The sequence below is a fragment of the Cupriavidus sp. 10L45 genome, assembly GCF_056395225.1.
This window is the reverse complement of the sequence record NZ_JBFTJC010000001.1, coordinates 1-18,962: the sequence shown is the minus strand read 5'-3', so window position 1 is coordinate 18,962 and position 18,962 is coordinate 1. Positions and strand designations below refer to the sequence as shown.

Genomic DNA, 18,962 nt, shown 5'->3' with positions numbered 1-18,962 from the left:
TGAAATCGAAAAAAAGGAAGCGCCCGGCGTCAGTGCCAGAGCAGCATCGCGCAGATCGTGGAGACGAACAGCCCGGCCAGCACGGGCAGCAGCAACGCCCGCACTGCATCGAGCACCGGCACGCGCGCAAACCCGGCCACGGCGATCAGGGAGGACCAGGCGATCAGCGTGCCGCCGCCGGTCCAGACCGCGCCCATCTGACCCACTGCGGCCAGCGTGGCCGAGTCGAAGCCGACTACCGGACCCAGCGCGCCGGCCAGCGTGCCGGTCAGCGGCAGGCCGGCGAAGCCGGAGCCATCGATGCCGGTGATCATGCCCACCAACAGCACGCCGAAGGCCACGAACACGTGGTTGTCCGGAATCATGTGCTGGTACGCCTGGATCAGCTCGAACAGCAGGCTGGGCGCCTTGCCGGCGTCCACGCCCAGGATCTGCGCGGCGGTCTCGCCGGCGCCCACGAAGAAGAAGCCGGCAATCGGCAGCACCGAGCCCATCGCCTTGAACGCGAACACGAAGCCATCGGTGATGTGCTCCGGGCAGACATCGAGCATCTTGCGCGGCCCTTCGGCGGCCAGCGTGGCCAGCATCATCAACAGCGCGGCCACGCCGCCCACCAGTGCCGCTGCCGCGCCGCCCTTGAGATCCGGCATGCCGGCGGCCAGCTTGGGCGCCACCATCAGCGAGACCACGCAGATAAACGCCACCGGCGTGAGCACCGCGAAGAACTTCGACCACTTGATGCGGCGCTTGGCCACCATCGCCAGGCTCTGTTCGATATTGGCGTCCGTGACGAGCGGCTCCGGGTGCGACGTGCCGCGCGCAATCTCCGCCTTGTCGAAGGTGCCGGTGGCTTCCATGGCCGTGTCCACGCCCGTGGCGCGGGCCTGCCAGCGGTCCAGCAGCGCGCCGTTGGCCGGCACGATGTGACGGCGCATCGACAGATAAGCCAGCGTCAGCGCGATGGTGCCGGTGATGATCGACAGGATCAGCGCCCGGTCCGCCACCACGGCCGCGCTGACCGCTGCGCCCGCCGCCTTGGCGCTGATGCCTGGCGCCACACCAATCACGTAGTCCGACGAGAGCGCCATGCCCTGCCCGGCGATGGCGATGGCCATGGCGCCGGCCAGCGGCGGCAGCCCGGCGGCGATGGCCGCGGGCAGCAGGATGGCCGACACCAGCGGCACGGCCGGCGTGGGCCAGAAGAACAGCGAAATCACATAGGTGATGCCCGCCAGGATGAAGTAGGCGCTATGCCCGTTCTTCATGACGAGGCGGAACGGCTCCACCATGCGGATATCGGATCGCAACGATTTCAGCGCATTGAGCAGCGCCGTCATGAAGGCGATCACCAGGAAGATATTGAACAGCTCCTTCGCCGCGACGAGGCTGGCCCCAAAGATGCCCCCCAACGCGCTGACCGGATTGCCCGTGATGGCCAGGATCACGAGGAAGGTGCCGACGATAGACGGCACGACAACGTTGGCCCGCAGGATCATCGTCAAGACGATGACTGCGACACCTAGCAAATACACCCAATGTGCCAGGCCGATTTCTACGGTTTGTTGCATGAGGCTCCCCTGATCCTGATCTTGGGGCCCTTGTGGGGGCGGATGAATAAGACCTGCCGTCGACCTCTTGGCTGCGTGCAGCGCTGGGCGTCGATCTAATTTGTATACTATATCCCGTTGACGCTTCCGAACAAGCGAAACCTGCACGGCTTGGGGTAATCCCCCAATGCGGTGCGGAAAGCCGCATCAGTGCACGGTTTCAGCGCATCAAGCACCACTCTGGAAGGCACGCCTCGGGAAAATATCGATGCATCAACGCTAGCAATTTTTCCGGCCATGTGTAGACTGTATACCGAATCGAGCCACAAACAGCCCTGAGCCCCCATCGACCATGCTCCATATCACCGACGAACTGATCGACCGACACGTGACGGCCCAGGACGCCCAGCAGGCCATGCTGGCGGCCTTCCAGAGTTTTGGACGCGGCGAGGCCGCGATGCAGGAACGGATCCGGACGGAGGCGGGTGGTGTGAAGCTTTCCACGCTTGGCGCGGTGATTCCGGAGCAGGAGGTGGCGGGGGCCAAGGTATATACGACGATCGCAGGACAGTTCTCATTTGTCATCCTGCTGTTTTCAACCGTTGACGGCCGGCCGCTGGCTTCGTTCGACGCCGGCGCGATCACGCGGCTGCGCACGGCGGCCTGCACGGTACTGGCCGCGCAGCGGCTGGCCCGGCCCGAGAGCGCCACGCTTGCGCTGTTCGGCGCCGGCACGCAGGGCGTGCAGCATGCGGCGCAATTGTCCGCCGCGCTGCCGCTGCGCCGCGTGCTGGTGGTCGATCCTTATGCCGACGCGGGCCTGCCCCACCGGCTCGCCGCACAGTGCGGCATTCCCGTGACCTTTGCCGATCCGGCCGTGGCCGCCGCGCAGGCCGACATCATCGTCACTGCCTCGCGCTCGACCACACCGCTGTTCTCCGGCGAACTGATCCAGCCGGGCACCTTCATCGCCGCCATCGGATCGAGCCTGCCGCATACCCGCGAACTCGACGACACCGCGCTGTCCCGCGCCGCCACCGTGGTGGTGGAGTGGCGGCCGCAGTCGCTGCGCGAGGCCGGCGACCTGGTGCTCGCCGACAAGGCGGTGCTGCCCGACAGCAAGATCGTGGAGCTGGCCGATGTTCTGCTGGGCAAGGCGGGGCGCCGCCACGCCGACGACATCGTGATCTACAAGTCGGTCGGCGTCGGTCTGGAGGACATCGCCCTGGCTGGTGTCGCCTATCGACGGATTACCGAAGCGGAGGCTGGAAAAGCCTGACGCGTGCTGCGCCCGGTCAGCTCTTTGTCGCCCAAATTCGATTGCAGAAAGTATACAAATTTCATCCTGATTCAAACCCGCCGCAGATAAGACGTCTCTCACGTCGCGGCTCACAACCACCCCTCGTCAAAACAGGAGCCCCCAAATGGCCGAACTGATGAACCGTGAAGATTTCCGCGCCGCCCTCGAGAACGCAATCAAGGGCAAGAGCGCCAACCAGGCACCCTTCAGCAAGGCATGGGCTGGCGGCACGCTGTCGCGCGACCACCTCGCCCGCTGGGCCGAGAACCACTATCACTACGTGGGCCCGTTCGCCGACTACCTCGCCTATATCTATGCCCGCACGCCGGACCACATGACCGAGGCCAAGGACTTCCTGCTGGCCAATATGTACGAGGAAGAGATTGGCGGCGACCGCCACACCGACCTGCTGATCCGCTTTGCCGAAGCCTGCGGCACCACCCGCGAGCGCGTGGTGGATGCGGACAACATGTCGCCGACCACGCGCGGCCTGCAAAGCTGGTGCTACGCCGTGGCCATGCGCGAAGACCCGGTGGTGGCCGTGGCCGGCCTGGTCGTGGGCCTGGAGTCGCAGGTGCCGTCGATCTACCGCAAGCAGACCCCCACGCTGCGCGAGAAGTACGGCTTCACGGACGAGGAAGTCGAATTCTTCGACCTGCACATCGTCTCCGACGAGATCCACGGCGAACGCGGCTATCAGATCGTGCTCGAGCACGCCAATACGCCGGAATTGCAGCAGCGTTGCCTGAAGATCTGCGAGGTTGGCGCCCAGATGCGACTGCTGTACACCACCGCGCTCTATTACGACTACGTGGACGGCACGCGCGAGACCGTGGCCGCCTGAGCGGCCCCGCATCTGCCCGGCCCCCGTGCCGGGCGCCCCGCCCCCGTTCGCAAAGGCCACAGTCATGACCGAGACGTACCGCAACTACATCGACGGCGAATGGTGCGACAGCGCCAGCGGCCGCACCACCGACAACCTCAACCCCGCCGACACGCGCGACATCGTGAGCCGGCACGCCGCCTCGGACGCGCGTGACGCCGCCGCCGCCGTGGCCGCCGCCTCGGCCGCCTTCGACAGCTGGAAAAAGACCCCCATCGGCAAGCGCGCGAAAATTCTCAACGATGCCGCCGCGCATCTGGAAGCCAACGCCGACGCCATCGCCGCCGAGCTGACCCGCGAGGAAGGCAAGGCGCTGTCGCTGGCGCGCGACGAAGTCATGCGCTCCGCCCAGACGCTGCGTTTCTACGCCGTGGAAGGACAGACCTACGGCGGTGAGACGTATCCCAACGATGACCCGGACATGCTGGTCTACAGCCAGCGCGAGCCGCTGGGCGTGGTGACGGTAATCTCGCCGTGGAACTTCCCGGTGTCGATTCCGGCCCGCAAGATCGCGCCGGCGCTGATCACCGGCAACACGGTGGTCTTCAAACCCTCGTCGGACGCGCCGCTCTCCGGCTACCGACTGGCCGAAGCCTTCGTCAAGGCGGGCATTCCGAAGGGCGTGCTTAATTTCGTGACCGGCAGCGCCGCCGAGGTGGGCCCGACCATCGTCGAATCGCGCGCGGTACGGGCCGTGTCCTTCACCGGCTCCACGGCAGCGGGCGAGCAGATCCACAAGTCCGTGCCGATGACCACGCGCACGCAGATGGAGTTGGGCGGTAAGAATCCTCTGATCGTGATGGAGGACGCCGACCTCGACAAGGCCGTGGACCTGGCCATCAAGGGCGGCCTGTCGCTGTCCGGCCAGGCCTGCACGGGCACCAGCCGCATCCTCGTGATGCGCGAGGTGAAGCAGGCATTCACCGACAAGCTCGTGGCCAAGGTCAAGACGCTGAAGATCGGCAGCGGCATGGCCACCGGCATGGATCTTGGCCCGCTCGCCACGCGCAAGCAACTGGAAACCGTGCTTGGCTACATCGCCGCCGGCAAGGCTGAAGCCACGCTGCTGTGCGGTGGCGAAGCGCTGACGGATGGCGATTTCTCGCACGGTTACTACGTCTCGCCGGCCGTGTTCACCGATGTCACGCCGACCATGCGCATCGCCCGCGAGGAAATCTTCGGCCCGGTGCTCGCCATCCTCGAAGTGGGCAGCTACGCCGAGGCCATCGCCGTTGCCAATGACTCCGAGTACGGCCTGTCCGCGGCCATCGCCACGCGCAATCCGCGCTATATGCACGATTTTGCGCATGACATCGAGTCCGGAACGGTGAAGATCAACCGCACCACCACCGGCAACCTCGTCAACGCGCCGTTCGGCGGGCTGAAGCGGTCGAGCACCTCCACGTTCCGGGAATCGGGCCGCGCGGGGCTCGAGTTCTACACCCAGATCAAGACCATCTATCGCGGCTGCTAAGCGGCGACTACCCGGCTATTAAGGATTTCACGATGAAAAAGGCAATCAAGCTCGAACTGCGGGAAGCCCGCCACATGGTGGCGGCGGCGGTGAAGAAGGCCGAGGAGATCGGCGTGCTGGAGTCCATCTGCATCGTCGATGAGGGCGGCTATCCGCTGCTGCTCGAACGCATGGACGGCGCCCGCATCACCGGCCCGCAGATCGCCTGGAACAAGGCATTCACGGCGGCCGGCCACAAGCGTTCCACACACCTGTTCAATACGGCGCCCAACGGCCCCGCGCTGCCCGGCAACGAGGCGTTCGGCATCCAGTGGAGCTTCGAAGGCAAGTTCGCGGTGTTCGTCGGCGGCTACCCGGTGGTGGTCAACGGCGAGGTGGTCGGCGGCGTGGGCCTGTCCGGCGGCAACGGCGAGCAGGACACCGCGTGCGGCGTGGCCGCGCTGGAAGCATTGCGCGACCTGCTGGCCGGCGAGGACCTGACCGTGCTGGCGCAGGCCGACATCAAGAAGTAAGCAGGAGCGGTCATGTCCCACGGTACCCATCCCCTCTATCGCATCGAGATTGCCGAGACGCAGCAGTCGTTCACGGCGCAGCCCGGCGAGTCCGTGCTCGATGCCGCGCTGCGCACGGGCGTCAGCCTGGCCCACGAATGCACGTTCGGCGGATGCGGCACCTGCCGCGTGCGCGTGGTGGAAGGATCGGTCAGTTATGAAGAATTTCCGATGGGACTGACCGAGGACGAGGACGCCGCCGGCTTCGCCCTGGCCTGCCAGGCGCGGCCCACGGCCGACCTCGTCATCAGCACCGCGCGCGGCCTGGAGCCGGCCGTGCCGGCACGCCGCGCGTCAGCCATCGTACAGGCGGTGACGCCGCTCGCCGCCGACGTGCTGCACCTGCGCATGGCCCTGCCCGACGACACGCCGCTGGCCTTCGCGCCGGGCCAGTACATGAAGATTCTGCTAGACGACGGGAGCCACCGCAGCTTCTCGATGGCGTCCGCCCCGCGCGGCAACGAGGTGGACTTCCACGTGCGCCGCATTGCCGGCGGTCGCTTCACGGCGGGGCAACTGCCGCGCCTGCAACCGGGCGACCGGCTCGACGTGGAAGTGCCGCTCGGCAACTTCGCACTGCGCAAGGAGGACTACCGCCCGCTGCTGATGGTAGCCACCGGCACCGGTATCGCGCCCATCAAGAGCATGCTGGAGTCCCTGATGGATGACCCGGATTGCCCGCCGGTGTGGCTCTACTGGGGCATGCGGTCCGCATCGGACCTCTACCTCGACAACGAGATCCGCGCCTGGGGCGATCGGCTTTACGATTTCCAGTACGTGCCGGTGCTGTCCCGCGCGGACGCGGACTGGCAGGGCCGGCGCGGCTATGTGCACGAAGCCGTGGCGGCGGACCTGGGCGACCTGTCCGAGCATGCGATTTATCTCTGCGGCTCGCCGAACATGATCCACGATGCAAAGCAGTTGTTCACCGGACTCGGCGCGCAGGTCCCGTTCCTGTATGCCGACGGGTTCACTTTTCAGCATCCGACGATGTAGTGGAATGTCTGGTCGCAAAGGTTGACGGTATACAATAGTGGCATTCACGCCGGGCCCATGCATCCCAATGGGCCGGTGCTTCAACGCTCAAGTTTCTTGCGCGATCCACGATTTCCACGGCCGATCCCGACCATGAACGACGCCACCACCAGTGCCTTCAGCCCGAATCCGGACACCCCGGCTGCCAGCCTGGGCGCCCAGCATTCCCCGCTCTTCGCGCTTGTGACCGATACGTTGCGGCAGCGCATCCTCGACGGCCAGTACGATCCCGGCGAGCGGCTGGTGGAGAACACGCTGTCGCTGGAGCTGGGCGTGTCCCGCATTCCGGTGCGCGAGGCGCTGCGCGCGCTGGCGGCGGAAGGGCTGGTCAAGATCGAGCCGCGCCGTGGGGCATCGGTGGCGCGTCTGTCGCCCAATATCGCCCGCGAAATGGTCGAGGTGCGCGCCACCCTCGAAGGTCTCAACGCCAAGCTCGCGGCACAACGCCGCGACCCCGCGCTGATCCTGGAAATCGAGAAGGTTCTCAAGGAAGGCAACGACGCCGTGAACAGCGGCCAGACCGAGCGCTTCGTCGAACTCAACTCCAAGTTCCACGAACTGCTCGGTAATATCGCCGCCAACAGCGTGCTGCAGGACATGATGCGTTCGCTGCGTGAGCGCACCGGGCTGCTGTTCGCGCCGGCCAACCTGAGCCGCGCGCGCCTGAACTGGGACGAGCATGCCCAGATTCTCCAGGCCGTGATTGCCGGCGATGCCGACCTTGCCGCGCTGCTGGCCACGCGCCATGTGTTCAGCGCGGCGAAAGCTGTCGAAAACATGAACGGCACCCCGGCAAACGCGCCGGTCGATACGCCTGACAAGGGCGCGTAATCTCCGCCGCCTGACCTCGACACCACATTCCGGCCACATTCCGGTGCACGGACGCCCGCCCTCGCACGGGCGTCTGCGCATGGCATTCCCCGTTCGCACCAGCAAATGGCGCGCCGCACCATCGCGGTGTATACTGTAGGCTGTTGTTAACCACAATAGGGAATGACCATCATGCAATACCCGGATGCTTCGTACCTCAGCCGTCCGGTCGGCGAGCAACTCCGCAAGCACTTTGCCCGCCGCGATGCGGTTCGGCACGCCACCCCGCTGCTGCCCGTCCGTCTGGCCGATCTGTTTGCCCTGTTCCGTTCGGGCACGACTCGCGGCAACGCCGCCTGACGCGCACCACGCGCGCCAATGAAAAAGCCGCCATCAGGCGGCTTTTGTGTTTCTGGGAAGGGACGTCTACAAGGCGGCCGGCGGCAGCTCCACGCTGCCGAACTCGGCGGACCGCGTGCCGGCCAGCGGCCGGTTGCTCGCACCGAAGTAAGCGAACGCTACCGACAGCTTGACCGTCTCGGCGTCATTCCGGCCGGCCGCGTGGAACAGGCGGCTGTCGAACATCAGCACATCGCCGCGATGCAGCGTCAGGGGCATCGCCCCTTTCAGCAGGCTCTGGCTATTGGGATGCGCCTCGATGAGAAACTCGGCCGGATCGAGCTGCTCCGGCGCCAGCTTGGCCTGATGCGAACCCGGAATCACACGCAAGACGCCGTTTCGCTCGTCTTCATCGCCCAACGCCAGCCAAACCGTGACCAGCTCGGGCTTTACGAACGACCAGTAGCGTGTATCGCGATGCCAGCCAGTCTGGCTGCCGAAATGCGGATGCTTGGTCATCACGCAGTTATGGTGCGCCAGCGTCAGGCGGGCGGGCTCGCCCAGCAGCGCCTCCACCGTGGCCACCACGTGCGGATCGCTGGCCCAGCGGCGGAATACCTCGTCACGGCCATAGGCCTGGCGCAGCCGGCGTACCGTACCGCCCCCTTCGGCCTTGCGCGAGGTGGGCGCGCCGGGATAGCCGAGATCGGCCTCGAACTCCACCGGCGGCACGGCGGCGGCCAGATGCTTGCGGGTCATGTCCTCCAGCGCGGCGCACATGGCCTCGCTGGCAAAGCGGCGCAGCACGATGTAGCCGCCCGCGTGGAATTCACGCGCCAGGCTGGCCAGACCGGCCTGGTCGGCCAGGGGCGCGGAAGAGTCGAAATCGAGGGAAGCCGAGGCGCCTGAGGCGCGGTGTTGCGAGGCAGTCATCGTGGAGGGATGAGACCATTCTGAAAGTGGCAAGGCGCCAACAGATCGATGATGCCAGAAGCAGCGAGATCCGGCGCGGGCTGGCGGGCGATACCGCCCATTTCGCATGAGACAACAGGACATCTGTCGCCCTGAAAGCGTGCGGCAACCCACTGTCCGATGCGACCCCGACGCCGCTACAATGGCCGCACTCTGCACCCGCAGCCACGTCACCGGAGGCAACTCGTGACCGCCCGACCCAGGATCGTTGCCTCGCTCGCCGAGGCGCAAACCCAGCTAGGCCGCATCGTGCTGGGCAAGCCGCGCCAGGTGCGCCTTGCCTTGGCCTGCATGCTGGCCGGCGGCCACCTGCTGCTGGAGGACGTGCCGGGCGTGGGCAAGACCACGCTCGCGCATGCGCTGGCCCAGACGCTGGGCCTGCAATACCAGCGGGTGCAGTTCACGAGCGATCTGCTGCCGGCCGATCTGGTCGGCGTGTCAGTCTTCCTGCGCGAGGCCAGCGAGTTCCGTTTCCATCGCGGCCCGATCTTCGCCCAGCTGGTGCTCGCCGACGAGATCAACCGCGCGCCCCCGAAAACCCAGAGCGCACTGCTGGAAGCCATGGCCGAGCGGCAGGTGACCCACGACGGCACCACGCACGCGCTGCCGGCGCCGTTCTTCGTCATCGCCACGCAAAACCCGCTCGAGCAGATCGGCACGCATGCGCTGCCCGAGTCGCAACTCGACCGCTTCACGATGCGGATTTCGCTCGGCTACCCCGATCCGGCCTTCGAGCGGGTGCTGTACCTCGGCGGTGCCGCCGATCAGCGCCCCGTTGCCGTGATGGACGCCGAGCAGGTGATGGCGCTGCAGGCCGCCGCCGCCAAGGTCTACGCGAGCCCCGCGCTGGTGGACTACGTGCTGGCGCTGGTGCAGGCCACCCGCGCGGAACCGGGTTTCGTCGCCGGCCTGTCGCCGCGTGCGGGGCTGGCGCTGCTGGCCTGCGCACGGGCGTGGGCGCTGCTGGAGCAGCGCGAGATGGTGGTTCCCGAGGACGTGCAGGCCGTGTTTGCGGCAGTGGCGGGGCATCGGCTGCTGCCGTCCGGCCATGGCGTGGGCCAGGGCGCCGGGGTGCTCGACCGCCTGCTGTCCAACGTCGCCATTCCCTGATTTCCGTCCCGCCATGCGGCAAGCCTCCGCCACCGCGCATCGTCCGCTGACCGCCTGGCTGCATCGGCAGCATGGGCCGGTCAATGGCGTGGTGACGTTCGATCGGCGCCATCTCTATATCCTGCCCACGCGCAGCGGGGCCGGCTTTGGCGTGCTGCTCGTGGCGATGCTGCTGACCTCGCTGAATTACAACATCAGCCTCGGCTTCGCGCTCACGTTCCTGCTCGCCGGCATCGGCATGGCGTGCATGTGGATGGCCTATCGCAATCTGCTGGAACTGGCGGTGTCCACGGGTGCCGCCTCGCCGGCCTTCGTGGGCGATGTGGCGGTCTTCGCACTGAACGTGGACAACGCCGACCCAGCCGCCCGCATCGGCCTGGAGGCCCGCACGCCGCAATCCGAAACCGCCACGCTGACCATTGATGGCGACAGCCGGGGCACCTTGCCGCTCCGCGTGCCGGCCACCGCGCGCGGGCGCATGAAGCTGCCGCGCGTCACGTTTTCCAGCCGCTTTCCGTTCGGCCTGTTTCGCGTGTGGAGCTATGCGGACCTGTCGCTGGTGGCCTTCGTCTATCCGGCGCCCGAGCCGAACGCCCCGCCGCTGCCGCAGGTGGCCCGCCCGGACGACGCCGAGGACGGCACGCTATCCGTCGCGTCGGACGATGGCATCGACCAGTTGCGCCGCTATCGCACCGGCGACCCGCTGCACCGCATCGCCTGGAAGCACAGCGCCCGCACGGGCCGCATGCTGAGCCGCACCGGCACCACGCCGCGCCAGCCCGGTTGCTGGCTCGACTGGGATGCGCTGCCGCCGGGCATGGACACCGAGGCCCGGCTATCGCGGCTGTGCGCGTGGGTGCTGGCCGCCGGCGACGAGTTCGAGATCGGCCTGCGCCTGCCCGGCGTGGCGTTGCCGCCCGCCCAGGGTGCCGCCCATCGCCGCGCCTGCCTGGAAGCGCTGGCCGTGTGGCCGGAGCGGCGCGCGTCATGACCCGGCACGAAGTTCGCCCGCTCGGGCATCAGGAACACGGGATGCTGATGGGCCAGCTCGCGTTGGTGCTGGCGCCGCAGGCGCGCTCGCTGCCGGTGTCGGTCAGCCTGCTGCTGCTGGTGCTGCTGGCCTGGCGCTGGCTGCTCTGGCGCCAGCGCGCGCCGCTGCCGTCGAAGCTGATGCTCGGCGTGTCGGCCGTGCTGGTGCTGGTGACCGCCGCCGCGCTCGTATGGCAGTCGGGCGGCAGCCTCGGGCGCGAACTCTGCGTGGCGCTGCTGGGCGCCTTCGTCATCCTCAAGCTGCTGGAAACCAAGGCGCTGTCCGATGCCACGCTGGTCACCCAACTATCCTTCTACCTGCTGCTAACGCTCTACCTCGCCGACCAGCCGTTCTGGCTGGCGATCTACAGCATGGCGATCGGCGCATGGATCCTGCGCAACTGGCTGCTGCTCCACCATCCGGAAGCGCGCGGGCGGCTGGCGATCTGGCCGCTGCTTGGCCGCATGGCGCTGATCGGCCTGCCGTGGGCGCTGTTCCTGTTCGTGCTGTTTCCTCGGCTCGACCATCCGCTGTGGCGGCTGCCGCAGTCGGAGCCGGTGGGCCGCACCGGTATTTCGGACACGATGAAACCCGGCAGCGTCGGCGAGCTGATCCGCTCGCCCGAGGTGGCGTTCCGCGCCGATATCATCGGCGATCCCTTGCCCGCCAGTGCGCTGTACTGGCGCGCGCTGGTGCTCTGGAACTATGACGGACTGGCGTGGCGGCCCGCCGATGGGTCGATGCGGCCCACGCGCCCGGCCACCGGGCTGCGCGACGATGACGGCGACGACGCCACGCCACCGCCCTCGGGCGTGCGCGCGTACAACGTTACGCTGGAGCCAAGCCAGCAGGCCTGGCTGTACCTGCTCGACCGGGGCGTTGCGGTGTCCGGCAGCCTCGACGCCCGCGTTTCCGCCGACGATGAGTTTTTCGCCCGCGCACCGGTGGACCGGCCGCTGCGCTACCGGGGCCACTCGACACTGACGGGAACGCCCCAACCCCTGTCGCGGCGCACACTTGCGCTGTCGCTCGCGCTGCCGGACGGCAATCCGCGCAGCCGCGAACTCGCAGCCAGCTGGATGGCGCAGTATCCGGACCCGTGGCAGCGCGTGCAGGCCGCGTTGCGGCTCTTCGCCGCGGCGCCCTTCGCCTACACGCTCTCCCCGCCGCCGCTCGGCAAGCAGCAGGTGGACAGCTTCCTGTTCGATACCCGCCGTGGCTTCTGCGAGCACTACGCCAGCAGCTTCGTGTTCCTGATGCGCGCCGCCGGCGTGCCCGCGCGCGCCGTGATGGGCTATCAGGGCGGCGAGTACAACCCGATGGGCCGGCACTACATCATCCGGCAATCGGACGCCCACGCCTGGGCCGAGGTGTGGATCGCCGGGCGCGGATGGGTGCGCGTGGACCCGACCAGCGCCGTGGCGCCGAGCCGTGTGGAAGAAGGCGTGGACGCCGCCCTGAGCGGCGACGAGGCTGAGGCGCTACGCGCCTTGCGCGGCCCGGCATGGTTGCGGGACCTGCGCCTGGGCCTCGACGGACTGACCTATACGTGGCAGCGCTGGGTGCTCCAGTACGACCGCGCGCAACAGGGCCGGCTGCTGCAGAAACTTGGCATGGATGGCCAATTGCCAGCGTTGCTGGCGGGCGGACTGGCAACGCTGAGCCTCGTCGCGCTGTTGCCGCTCTGGCTGCGGCAACGGCGGCTCGATCCGCTCCAGTCGCTCTATGCCCGCTTCTGCACCTTGCTGGCGCGTCATGGCTGCGCGCGCGGGGCTTCGGAAGGGCCGGCCGATTTCGCCATGCGCGCCGCCGAGGCGCTGCCGGGCGCCGCCACCGCCTTGCAGGCATTCACGCGCGACTACATCGCGCTGCGCTACGGTACGCCGGACGCCGCAGGCAGGTTGCAAGCGATGGCGCGCATGCGCAGGGCGCTGACGCTCGTGCGGCGGCAGGTGCGCTAGCCGTCCCGCGCACCATCGGCCGGTTGCCATTCCCGCATCTCGCGCATATAGTTACGTTCGTAACTATATCGGATGTAACAAATGCCGTTCGAACAGCGTATCACCCGGTTTTGCGCGGAATATCCGGAAGCCCCGCGCGATCTCATGCTCGCCTCCCGCCTGCTGCTCCGTTCCGCCAGATTGCTCCGACATCACATCGAGCGAGCACTGGCGCCGCACACGCTCGACATGGGCCAGTACCTGATCATGAGCCTGCTCGTCGCCGATGGCGGACAGCCGACCATGCCGTCGGAACTTGGCGTCGCCATCGACGCCACGCGCACCCAGATGACGCGCCTGATCGACGGCCTGGAGGCACGCGGCCTGGTGCAGCGCAAGACCTCGACACAGGATCGGCGCAGCCTGGAACTGACGCTGACGGCGGAAGGCCGGGCGTTGCTGGAGCGCGCCGCGCCCGCCGTGCATGCCGCCTATGGCGAGGCCTGGGCGCCGCTGGGCAAGGACCGGCTGGCCGACGTGACGCGCGACCTTGTGCAGTTGCACCAGAATCTCGCGGCACTCGACGCGCAGCGGTCGTGAACCTGCCCGCCCCCCAGGGCAAGGGCGCCGGCGCCCGCTGGCCCGGCGCGCTGAGTCGCCTGTTGAGCCGACCGCAGCGCCAGACGTTGCTGATGATGTTGCTCGCGCTGGCCACCGGCGTGGAGTTCCTCGAGAACATCATGTTCGTGTTCGCGTCCAGCCATATCGTCGGCGGCATCGATGCGGACCCGCGCAGCTTTGCGCTGGTGCAGGCCGCCTATGCCGTGGGCAGCATGCTGATGATTCTCAAGCAGCAGTGGCTGGCGCAGCGGTTCGGCTATCGCTATTACCTGACAGGGTCGTTGCTGCTGTTCATGGCCGGCACGCTCGGCGCGGCCACCAGCACCGGCCTCGCGCAGATGGTGGCCGCCCGTTTCGTGCAAGGCGTGGGCGGCGGCGCGCTGTTCACCAGCTGCCGGATTCTCGTGAACCTGATGTTCGGCCCGGCTGATCGGCCGCGCGCCACGCGTATCTTCATGCTGGGGATTTTCGGCGCCTCGGCGCTCGGGCCGGCGTTCGCGGCAGAGCTGGTCGAGCGCGGGGTCTGGCAGGATGTGTTCTATGGCGTGCTGCCGTTCGCGGCGCTGGCCACGCTCGGCGCCTGGCTGCTGCTGCCCGACGCCGAACCCCGCGAAGATGTGGGCGGCCCGGCGCTCGGTCCGCTGCTGCTGTTCGGCGTGGCCATCGTGGCGCTCCAGGCGTCCCTGACCGAGGCGCGCTTCGACCTCTTCTCGCATCCCGCCCGCGTAGCCTTGGTCGCCGCGCTTGCCCTGGCGCTGCTCGCCGGCTTCCTGTGGCACCAGTGGCACCACGCCACGCCGGTGCTGCGACTGCGTGCGCTGCGCCATCCCGTCTACCTCACGGGGCTGGCCATGTATTTCGTCTACTACATGATCAGCAACCTGAGCGGCTACGTGTTCCCGATCTACGCCGAACAGGCACTGCGCTTCCCGCTGGCCACCACAGGCTGGCTCAACACGCTGGCCGCCACCATCAGCCTCGCCGGCATCTGGTGCTATCTGCGCGTGGCGCGGCACCTCACGCACAAGAAGCCGGTCATGGTGGCGGGCCTGTTGCTGATGGCGGGCGCGATGGCGTGGTTTTCGATCATGCCACCCGATGTCGGACCGGTCGCGCTGCTGCCCGGGCTGGTGGGCAAGGGGCTGTTCGGCGTGATGGTCATCATCCCGATTGCTGGACTGACGTTCCGCTCGCTGGCCGACGACGATGACTTTGCCCACGGCTACCGCAGCAAGAACCTGATGCGGCAGATTGCCAGCTCGTTCGCGTCGGCGCTCGGCGCCGTGCTGCTGCAGAACCGGCAGTTCGCGGTGCATACCAGCTTGACCAATGCCATCGGGCAACGTCCCGCTGAGGCGGCGCAGTGGTTGGAGTCGGCACAGAAGGCGCTGATGGCGCGCGGCTTCGATACGGGGCAGGCGCACGTGGGCGCGCTGGCGCAGTTGGCGACAATTGCCGATCAACAGGCGCGGCTAATTGCCTGCGAGGATCTCTATCGATTGATTGCCGTGCTCGCGCTGGTGGCGGCTATCGGCATGTTCGCGCAGCGTCGGCTGGACTAGCGCCCAGACTGGGGACGGCGCGTTGAGGATACGACTAGGGGCGGGAGGCGTGTCCGCCCGTCAGAACAGCGACAGCTGGCGCATGCCGAAGCCGATGGTTTCTTCCACGCGGGCACGCGCATGGGCCAGGGAGCCCTCTGCGCCGGAGTAGTTGCCGGCCGCCCAGCGGTAGACCACGGGGAGTTCGCCGCGATCGGAAAGGTGGACCTCACCGAGCTTGTCGCCGCGTTCGCTACGGTAGAAATGAGAACGGTAGCCGCGCTCCCAGTGTGGAGCGGCTTCCTTCTTGCGGCGACGCGGGGTCGTCGGCTTGGTGGTGGCAGGCGTCAAGCGCCGCGTTCGGTCGGTACCCGGCGAGATGGGGGCGCGGGTGAAATCCAACTGCATAGACTTCCTTGTTCTGTCGATTCAGCAAGAACCAGACGTGGCGGCCATGGCCACCACGCGCTTCATGCATCGCAGTCGAGATCATACCTGCTCAAACGCGTTTTTGGGATGTTTTATCGCCCTGAATGCGGCCTCTGGCAAGGGTTTGCGGGCCGTATACCGGTTTACGGTATACGGCCTGTATACGTAAACCGGGCACCGTAAACCCGGTTTTTCGGACCCGGTTAGCCGAGGTCGAGGGGGATGAAAATCCGGGCGTCGTCGCGTTGCACGAGCAGCGCCACCTGCTTGCCGGACTTCGACACCAGGGCCCGAAGTTGCTCTGCTGAACTGATCGGCGTGCCGTTCAGCGACAGGATGACATCGCCCGGCTGAATGCCCACGCGCGCGGCCGGTCCGGCCACGTTCTCCACGACCAGCCCGCCGTCGATGCCGCTGTCACGCTTCTCGGCCGGCGTAAGCGGACGCACCGCGAGGCCAAGCTTGCCGCCGGTATCGCCGCCATTCGTCTTCTGCGCCACGGCGCCTTCCTGGGCCGTGCCCACCTTGACGGTCAGCGTCAGCGGCTCGCCCTTGCGGATGACCTTGAGCTGGGTCTGCGTGCCGGGCTTCATGTCCGCGACGTGCTCGGGCAGATCGCCCGAATGGTCGATGACGTCGTCGCCCAGCTGCACAATCACGTCGCCTGCCTTCAGGCCGGAGCGGGCAGCGGGGCTGTCCGGCTCGATCGCATTGACCAGCGCGCCTGCCGGCTTGGGTAGGTTGAAGGACTGGGCCAGCGCCTGGTTGACCTCCTGCACCGAGATGCCGAGACGGCCGCGCGTGACCTTGCCATGCGCCACCAGTTGCTCCTGCACCTTCGTCGCCACGTTGATCGGAATCGCAAACGACAGGCCCTGGTAGCCGCCGGTCTGGCTATAGATCTGCGAGTTGATGCCGATCACTTCGCCCCGCTGGTTGAACAGCGGGCCACCGGAATTGCCGGGGTTCACCGCCACATCGGTCTGGATGAAGGGCACGTAGGTGTCGTCCGGCAGCGAGCGGGACTTGGCGCTGACGATGCCGGCGGTGACCGTGTTCTCGAAACCGTAGGGCGAGCCGATGGCCAGCACGGGCTCGCCGACGCGGATCTTCGACGGATCGCCAAGGCGCACGGTGGGCAAGTCCTTCGCATCGATGCGAATCACGGCGATGTCAGTCTGCGGATCGGCGCCCAGCACCTTGGCCTTGAATTCGCGACGATCGGTCAGCTTGACGGTGACTTCCGTGGCGTTATCGACCACGTGAGCATTGGTGAGAATCAGCCCATCCGAGCTGACGATGAAGCCGGAGCCCAGGCCGCGCACAAGCTGCGGCTGGCTGGTTTGCGGACCCTGGAACTGCGGGCCGAAACGCTTGAAGAACTGGAACAGCGGATCGTCGGGGTCGATGCCCTGCGGCGCCTGCGCGGAGGTGCGCTGGGCGCGCGCGGTCACGCTGATGTTCACCACGGCGGGGCCGTACTGGTCGACGATGCCCGAGAAGTCGGCTGGCGTGGCGACGGCGACGGGCGCGCCGGAGGCAGATGCCGTGACGGGCGTCGGCGCGGCGTAGCCGGGGGTGATGGCGTCCTTCTGGAGATAGGCATAACCGCCGGCCAGCGCAACGAGCGCGGCGACACCGACGGCGGAGCGGGCAAAAGTCTGGCGAATCATGGTCTTTCCTTTCTGGTTGGCTTCTTGCGCGGACGCAGGAGTTGCGGCGCGATGGAAGCATCGTAAGCAGCCATCCTTAAACCAGACTTAAAGTTCCGACCTATCTCGTCCGCGTCACCTATCCTCAATAGTCACGATAGAAAATTTATCTTGCACACAATTTAATTGTGTATAAGATAGAGCCATGGCTGACGCAACGAACTCCTCCACTAACGAAGACTGGCTCCGGCTGGATCAACAGCTCTGCTTCGCGCTGTATTCCACCTCGCTGGCAATGACCAAGATCTACAAGCCGATACTGGGTGAGCTTGGGCTCACTTATCCGCAGTATCTGGTCATGCTGGTGTTATGGGAGACGGACAAGCTGACGGTGTCGGCGCTCGGAGAACGGTTGACGTTGGACTCCGGAACACTGACTCCGCTGCTCAAGCGGCTCGAGGTGGCGGGGTTCGTGGCACGGGCACGCGATGACGAGGATGAGCGACGCGTGCTGGTCAGCCTGACGGATGCCGGCCGGCGCCTGCGCGCATCGGCGGAAGGCATCCCGGAAAAGATGTTGTGCGCGACGCAGTGCTCGATCGAGGAGATCCAGACATTGACGGCGCGCCTGCATGAGATGCGGACCACGCTGGAGGATGCACGGTCCGACGGTTGATTTGCCGATTTCGGCATGACTTTGAAAACGCCCCCGAGCGGGCATCGCTAGGAGAATGCAAATGAAACTCGAGAAAGTCCTGTACACCGCCCACGCATCCGCAACCGGTGGCCGCGATGGCCGCGCCGTGACGTCCGATAATCAACTGGACGTGAAGCTGGCCGTACCCAAGGAAATGGGCGGCAAGGGCGATGGCCTGAATCCCGAGCAACTGTTCGCAGCCGGCTATTCGGCTTGTTTCCTGGGCGCGATCCGTTTCGTGGCTAGCCAGCAGAAGATCACGGTCTCGCCGGACGCCAAGATCGAAGGCGCCGTCGGCATCGGCCAGATTCCGCAGGGCTTTGGTATCCAGGCCGATCTGAAGATCTCGCTGCCGGGCATGGACAAGGAAGCGGCCCAGAAGCTGGTGGAAGCCGCACACCAGGTCTGCCCGTATTCGAATGCCACCCGCGGCAATATCGAGGTAACGCTCACGGTAGTCTGAGTTTGACTGTAGTTGCGATCACAAACAAAAACGCCGGCAAATTTGCCGGCGTTTTTGTTTTTATGCTTGTTTTTATGCGCTGTCTTCCGTTTCGAGCATCGCGCAGAATGCGCGCTTTTGCACGGCCGACATGCGCTTGGTGGCCAACTCGGCTTTCAACGCTTCTGACTTGTTATCGTAGCGAAGCCATCCAAGCAGGCGCGTAGGTTTGCGGGAGCGTGTGTATTTGGCACCAATCCCCGCAAGGTGCTGGGCATAACGGCGCTGGACGTCAGTGGTAATCCCTGTGTAGATCGAATTGCCTTCGCATTCGAGCAGGTAGAGATACCAGGGCGTTGCCTCGGCACAAGCGAGGTCTTCTTCGTCAGAGGGCATGGCACGCAGATCATAAGCGTTTTCGTCACGAAAATGCCAATCGGAGCCCACAAAGCAAAACCCCCAGCCTTTATGGGGCTGGGGGTTCTGGGTATAAGAGCCTGGCGATGACCTACTTTCACACGGGTAGTCCGCACTATCATCGGCGCAAAGTCGTTTCACGGTCCTGTTCGGGATGGGAAGGGGTGGTTCC

General features: G+C 66.5%; 19 protein-coding genes and 1 rRNA gene. 14 read left to right on the top strand and 6 right to left on the bottom strand.

Going from position 1 to position 18,962, the window contains the following annotated elements:
• Positions 1 to 29: 29 nt before the first annotated feature.
• Positions 30 to 1,568 carry a hypothetical protein gene (locus AC1DFU_RS00100; RefSeq protein ID WP_092296077.1) on the bottom strand — a complete coding sequence of 513 codons (1,539 nt, stop codon included), beginning with the start codon at positions 1,566 to 1,568 and terminating at the stop codon, positions 30 to 32.
• A gap of 331 nt (positions 1,569 to 1,899) precedes the next feature.
• Between AC1DFU_RS00100 and AC1DFU_RS00095 the strand changes: the two genes are divergently transcribed.
• The 7 genes from AC1DFU_RS00095 to AC1DFU_RS00065 all read left to right on the top strand — a co-directional run bounded on the left by AC1DFU_RS00095 (position 1,900) and on the right by AC1DFU_RS00065 (position 7,960).
• Positions 1,900 to 2,826, top strand: a complete 927-nt coding sequence (locus AC1DFU_RS00095; RefSeq protein ID WP_092296080.1) for an ornithine cyclodeaminase family protein — start codon at positions 1,900 to 1,902, stop codon at positions 2,824 to 2,826.
• A gap of 145 nt (positions 2,827 to 2,971) precedes the next feature.
• Positions 2,972 to 3,691 carry an iron-containing redox enzyme family protein gene (locus tag AC1DFU_RS00090; RefSeq protein ID WP_092296083.1) on the top strand — a complete coding sequence of 240 codons (720 nt, stop codon included), beginning with the start codon at positions 2,972 to 2,974 and terminating at the stop codon, positions 3,689 to 3,691.
• A 64-nt stretch (positions 3,692 to 3,755) separates the two neighbouring features.
• The gene (locus AC1DFU_RS00085) at positions 3,756 to 5,204 is read left to right on the top strand and encodes an aldehyde dehydrogenase family protein (RefSeq protein ID WP_092296086.1); all 1,449 of its coding nucleotides are present in this window, start codon (positions 3,756 to 3,758) and stop codon (positions 5,202 to 5,204) included.
• Between the two features lie 32 nt (positions 5,205 to 5,236).
• The gene (locus AC1DFU_RS00080) at positions 5,237 to 5,716 is read left to right on the top strand and encodes a GlcG/HbpS family heme-binding protein (protein ID WP_092296089.1); all 480 of its coding nucleotides are present in this window, start codon (positions 5,237 to 5,239) and stop codon (positions 5,714 to 5,716) included.
• A 12-nt stretch (positions 5,717 to 5,728) separates the two neighbouring features.
• Positions 5,729 to 6,751 (top strand): 2Fe-2S iron-sulfur cluster-binding protein, encoded by a 1,023-nt coding sequence (locus AC1DFU_RS00075; RefSeq protein ID WP_144199747.1) that lies wholly within the window; start codon positions 5,729 to 5,731, stop codon positions 6,749 to 6,751.
• Between the two features lie 132 nt (positions 6,752 to 6,883).
• On the top strand, positions 6,884 to 7,621 hold the full coding sequence (locus AC1DFU_RS00070) for a GntR family transcriptional regulator (protein ID WP_092296094.1): 738 nt from the start codon (positions 6,884 to 6,886) through the stop codon (positions 7,619 to 7,621).
• Between the two features lie 162 nt (positions 7,622 to 7,783).
• A complete protein-coding gene (locus tag AC1DFU_RS00065) occupies positions 7,784 to 7,960 on the top strand; it encodes a hypothetical protein (RefSeq protein WP_177219928.1) in 177 nt (58 codons plus the stop codon).
• A gap of 66 nt (positions 7,961 to 8,026) precedes the next feature.
• On the opposite strand, the gene AC1DFU_RS00060 is transcribed toward AC1DFU_RS00065, so the two are convergent.
• Entirely contained in the window at positions 8,027 to 8,872 is an 846-nt protein-coding gene (locus tag AC1DFU_RS00060) for a phytanoyl-CoA dioxygenase family protein (protein WP_092296097.1), read from the bottom strand.
• A gap of 225 nt (positions 8,873 to 9,097) precedes the next feature.
• Here AC1DFU_RS00060 and AC1DFU_RS00055 point away from each other — a divergent pair, with 225 nt between their 5' ends.
• From AC1DFU_RS00055 to AC1DFU_RS00035, 5 genes are all read left to right on the top strand, one after another.
• Entirely contained in the window at positions 9,098 to 10,021 is a 924-nt protein-coding gene (locus tag AC1DFU_RS00055) for an AAA family ATPase (protein ID WP_092296100.1), read from the top strand.
• Positions 10,022 to 10,034: 13 nt separating this feature from the next.
• Positions 10,035 to 11,012 carry a DUF58 domain-containing protein gene (locus AC1DFU_RS00050; RefSeq protein WP_441592675.1) on the top strand — a complete coding sequence of 326 codons (978 nt, stop codon included), beginning with the start codon at positions 10,035 to 10,037 and terminating at the stop codon, positions 11,010 to 11,012.
• Positions 11,009 to 13,012: a transglutaminase TgpA family protein gene (locus tag AC1DFU_RS00045; RefSeq protein WP_441592676.1), complete on the top strand. Its 2,004-nt coding sequence runs from the start codon at positions 11,009 to 11,011 to the stop codon at positions 13,010 to 13,012. Before AC1DFU_RS00050 ends, AC1DFU_RS00045 begins: the two co-directional genes overlap by 4 nt.
• A gap of 81 nt (positions 13,013 to 13,093) precedes the next feature.
• Positions 13,094 to 13,591 (top strand): MarR family winged helix-turn-helix transcriptional regulator, encoded by a 498-nt coding sequence (locus AC1DFU_RS00040; protein WP_441592677.1) that lies wholly within the window; start codon positions 13,094 to 13,096, stop codon positions 13,589 to 13,591.
• Between the two features lie 92 nt (positions 13,592 to 13,683).
• A complete protein-coding gene (locus AC1DFU_RS00035) occupies positions 13,684 to 15,174 on the top strand; it encodes an MFS transporter (protein ID WP_092296256.1) in 1,491 nt (496 codons plus the stop codon).
• A gap of 60 nt (positions 15,175 to 15,234) precedes the next feature.
• Here AC1DFU_RS00035 and AC1DFU_RS00030 read toward each other — a convergent pair whose 3' ends face one another.
• Entirely contained in the window at positions 15,235 to 15,561 is a 327-nt protein-coding gene (locus AC1DFU_RS00030; RefSeq protein ID WP_092296112.1) for a hypothetical protein, read from the bottom strand.
• A 224-nt stretch (positions 15,562 to 15,785) separates the two neighbouring features.
• Positions 15,786 to 17,255, bottom strand: a complete 1,470-nt coding sequence (locus AC1DFU_RS00025) for a DegQ family serine endoprotease (RefSeq protein ID WP_092296115.1) — start codon at positions 17,253 to 17,255, stop codon at positions 15,786 to 15,788.
• A gap of 184 nt (positions 17,256 to 17,439) precedes the next feature.
• On the opposite strand from AC1DFU_RS00025, the gene AC1DFU_RS00020 reads away from it, so the two are divergent.
• Together AC1DFU_RS00020 and AC1DFU_RS00015 are read left to right on the top strand one after the other, a co-directional pair.
• Positions 17,440 to 17,910 (top strand): MarR family winged helix-turn-helix transcriptional regulator, encoded by a 471-nt coding sequence (locus AC1DFU_RS00020; RefSeq protein WP_441592678.1) that lies wholly within the window; start codon positions 17,440 to 17,442, stop codon positions 17,908 to 17,910.
• 61 nt (positions 17,911 to 17,971) lie between these two features.
• The gene (locus tag AC1DFU_RS00015) at positions 17,972 to 18,394 is read left to right on the top strand and encodes an organic hydroperoxide resistance protein (protein ID WP_092296121.1); all 423 of its coding nucleotides are present in this window, start codon (positions 17,972 to 17,974) and stop codon (positions 18,392 to 18,394) included.
• 72 nt (positions 18,395 to 18,466) lie between these two features.
• Here the strand turns inward: AC1DFU_RS00015 and AC1DFU_RS00010 are convergent, their stop codons facing one another.
• Together AC1DFU_RS00010 and rrf are read right to left on the bottom strand one after the other, a co-directional pair.
• Positions 18,467 to 18,769: a GIY-YIG nuclease family protein gene (locus tag AC1DFU_RS00010; RefSeq protein ID WP_092296124.1), complete on the bottom strand. Its 303-nt coding sequence runs from the start codon at positions 18,767 to 18,769 to the stop codon at positions 18,467 to 18,469.
• A gap of 99 nt (positions 18,770 to 18,868) precedes the next feature.
• A 5S ribosomal RNA gene (gene rrf / locus AC1DFU_RS00005) occupies positions 18,869 to 18,962 on the bottom strand; the annotation flags it as partial.

Coding starts and splice junctions, on each gene's coding strand:
- AC1DFU_RS00045 (WP_441592676.1), top strand. CDS start 11,009: ATGACCCGGCACGAAGTTCGCCCGCTCGGGCATCAGGAACACGGGATG.
- AC1DFU_RS00100 (WP_092296077.1), bottom strand. CDS start 1,568: ATGCAACAAACCGTAGAAATCGGCCTGGCACATTGGGTGTATTTGCTA.
- AC1DFU_RS00025 (WP_092296115.1), bottom strand. CDS start 17,255: ATGATTCGCCAGACTTTTGCCCGCTCCGCCGTCGGTGTCGCCGCGCTC.
- AC1DFU_RS00095 (WP_092296080.1), top strand. CDS start 1,900: ATGCTCCATATCACCGACGAACTGATCGACCGACACGTGACGGCCCAG.
- AC1DFU_RS00085 (WP_092296086.1), top strand. CDS start 3,756: ATGACCGAGACGTACCGCAACTACATCGACGGCGAATGGTGCGACAGC.
- AC1DFU_RS00070 (WP_092296094.1), top strand. CDS start 6,884: ATGAACGACGCCACCACCAGTGCCTTCAGCCCGAATCCGGACACCCCG.
- AC1DFU_RS00080 (WP_092296089.1), top strand. CDS start 5,237: ATGAAAAAGGCAATCAAGCTCGAACTGCGGGAAGCCCGCCACATGGTG.
- AC1DFU_RS00090 (WP_092296083.1), top strand. CDS start 2,972: ATGGCCGAACTGATGAACCGTGAAGATTTCCGCGCCGCCCTCGAGAAC.
- AC1DFU_RS00050 (WP_441592675.1), top strand. CDS start 10,035: ATGCGGCAAGCCTCCGCCACCGCGCATCGTCCGCTGACCGCCTGGCTG.
- AC1DFU_RS00015 (WP_092296121.1), top strand. CDS start 17,972: ATGAAACTCGAGAAAGTCCTGTACACCGCCCACGCATCCGCAACCGGT.
- AC1DFU_RS00075 (WP_144199747.1), top strand. CDS start 5,729: ATGTCCCACGGTACCCATCCCCTCTATCGCATCGAGATTGCCGAGACG.
- AC1DFU_RS00060 (WP_092296097.1), bottom strand. CDS start 8,872: ATGACTGCCTCGCAACACCGCGCCTCAGGCGCCTCGGCTTCCCTCGAT.
- AC1DFU_RS00020 (WP_441592678.1), top strand. CDS start 17,440: ATGGCTGACGCAACGAACTCCTCCACTAACGAAGACTGGCTCCGGCTG.
- AC1DFU_RS00065 (WP_177219928.1), top strand. CDS start 7,784: ATGACCATCATGCAATACCCGGATGCTTCGTACCTCAGCCGTCCGGTC.
- AC1DFU_RS00035 (WP_092296256.1), top strand. CDS start 13,684: ATGATGTTGCTCGCGCTGGCCACCGGCGTGGAGTTCCTCGAGAACATC.
- AC1DFU_RS00030 (WP_092296112.1), bottom strand. CDS start 15,561: ATGCAGTTGGATTTCACCCGCGCCCCCATCTCGCCGGGTACCGACCGA.
- AC1DFU_RS00040 (WP_441592677.1), top strand. CDS start 13,094: ATGCCGTTCGAACAGCGTATCACCCGGTTTTGCGCGGAATATCCGGAA.
- AC1DFU_RS00010 (WP_092296124.1), bottom strand. CDS start 18,769: ATGCCCTCTGACGAAGAAGACCTCGCTTGTGCCGAGGCAACGCCCTGG.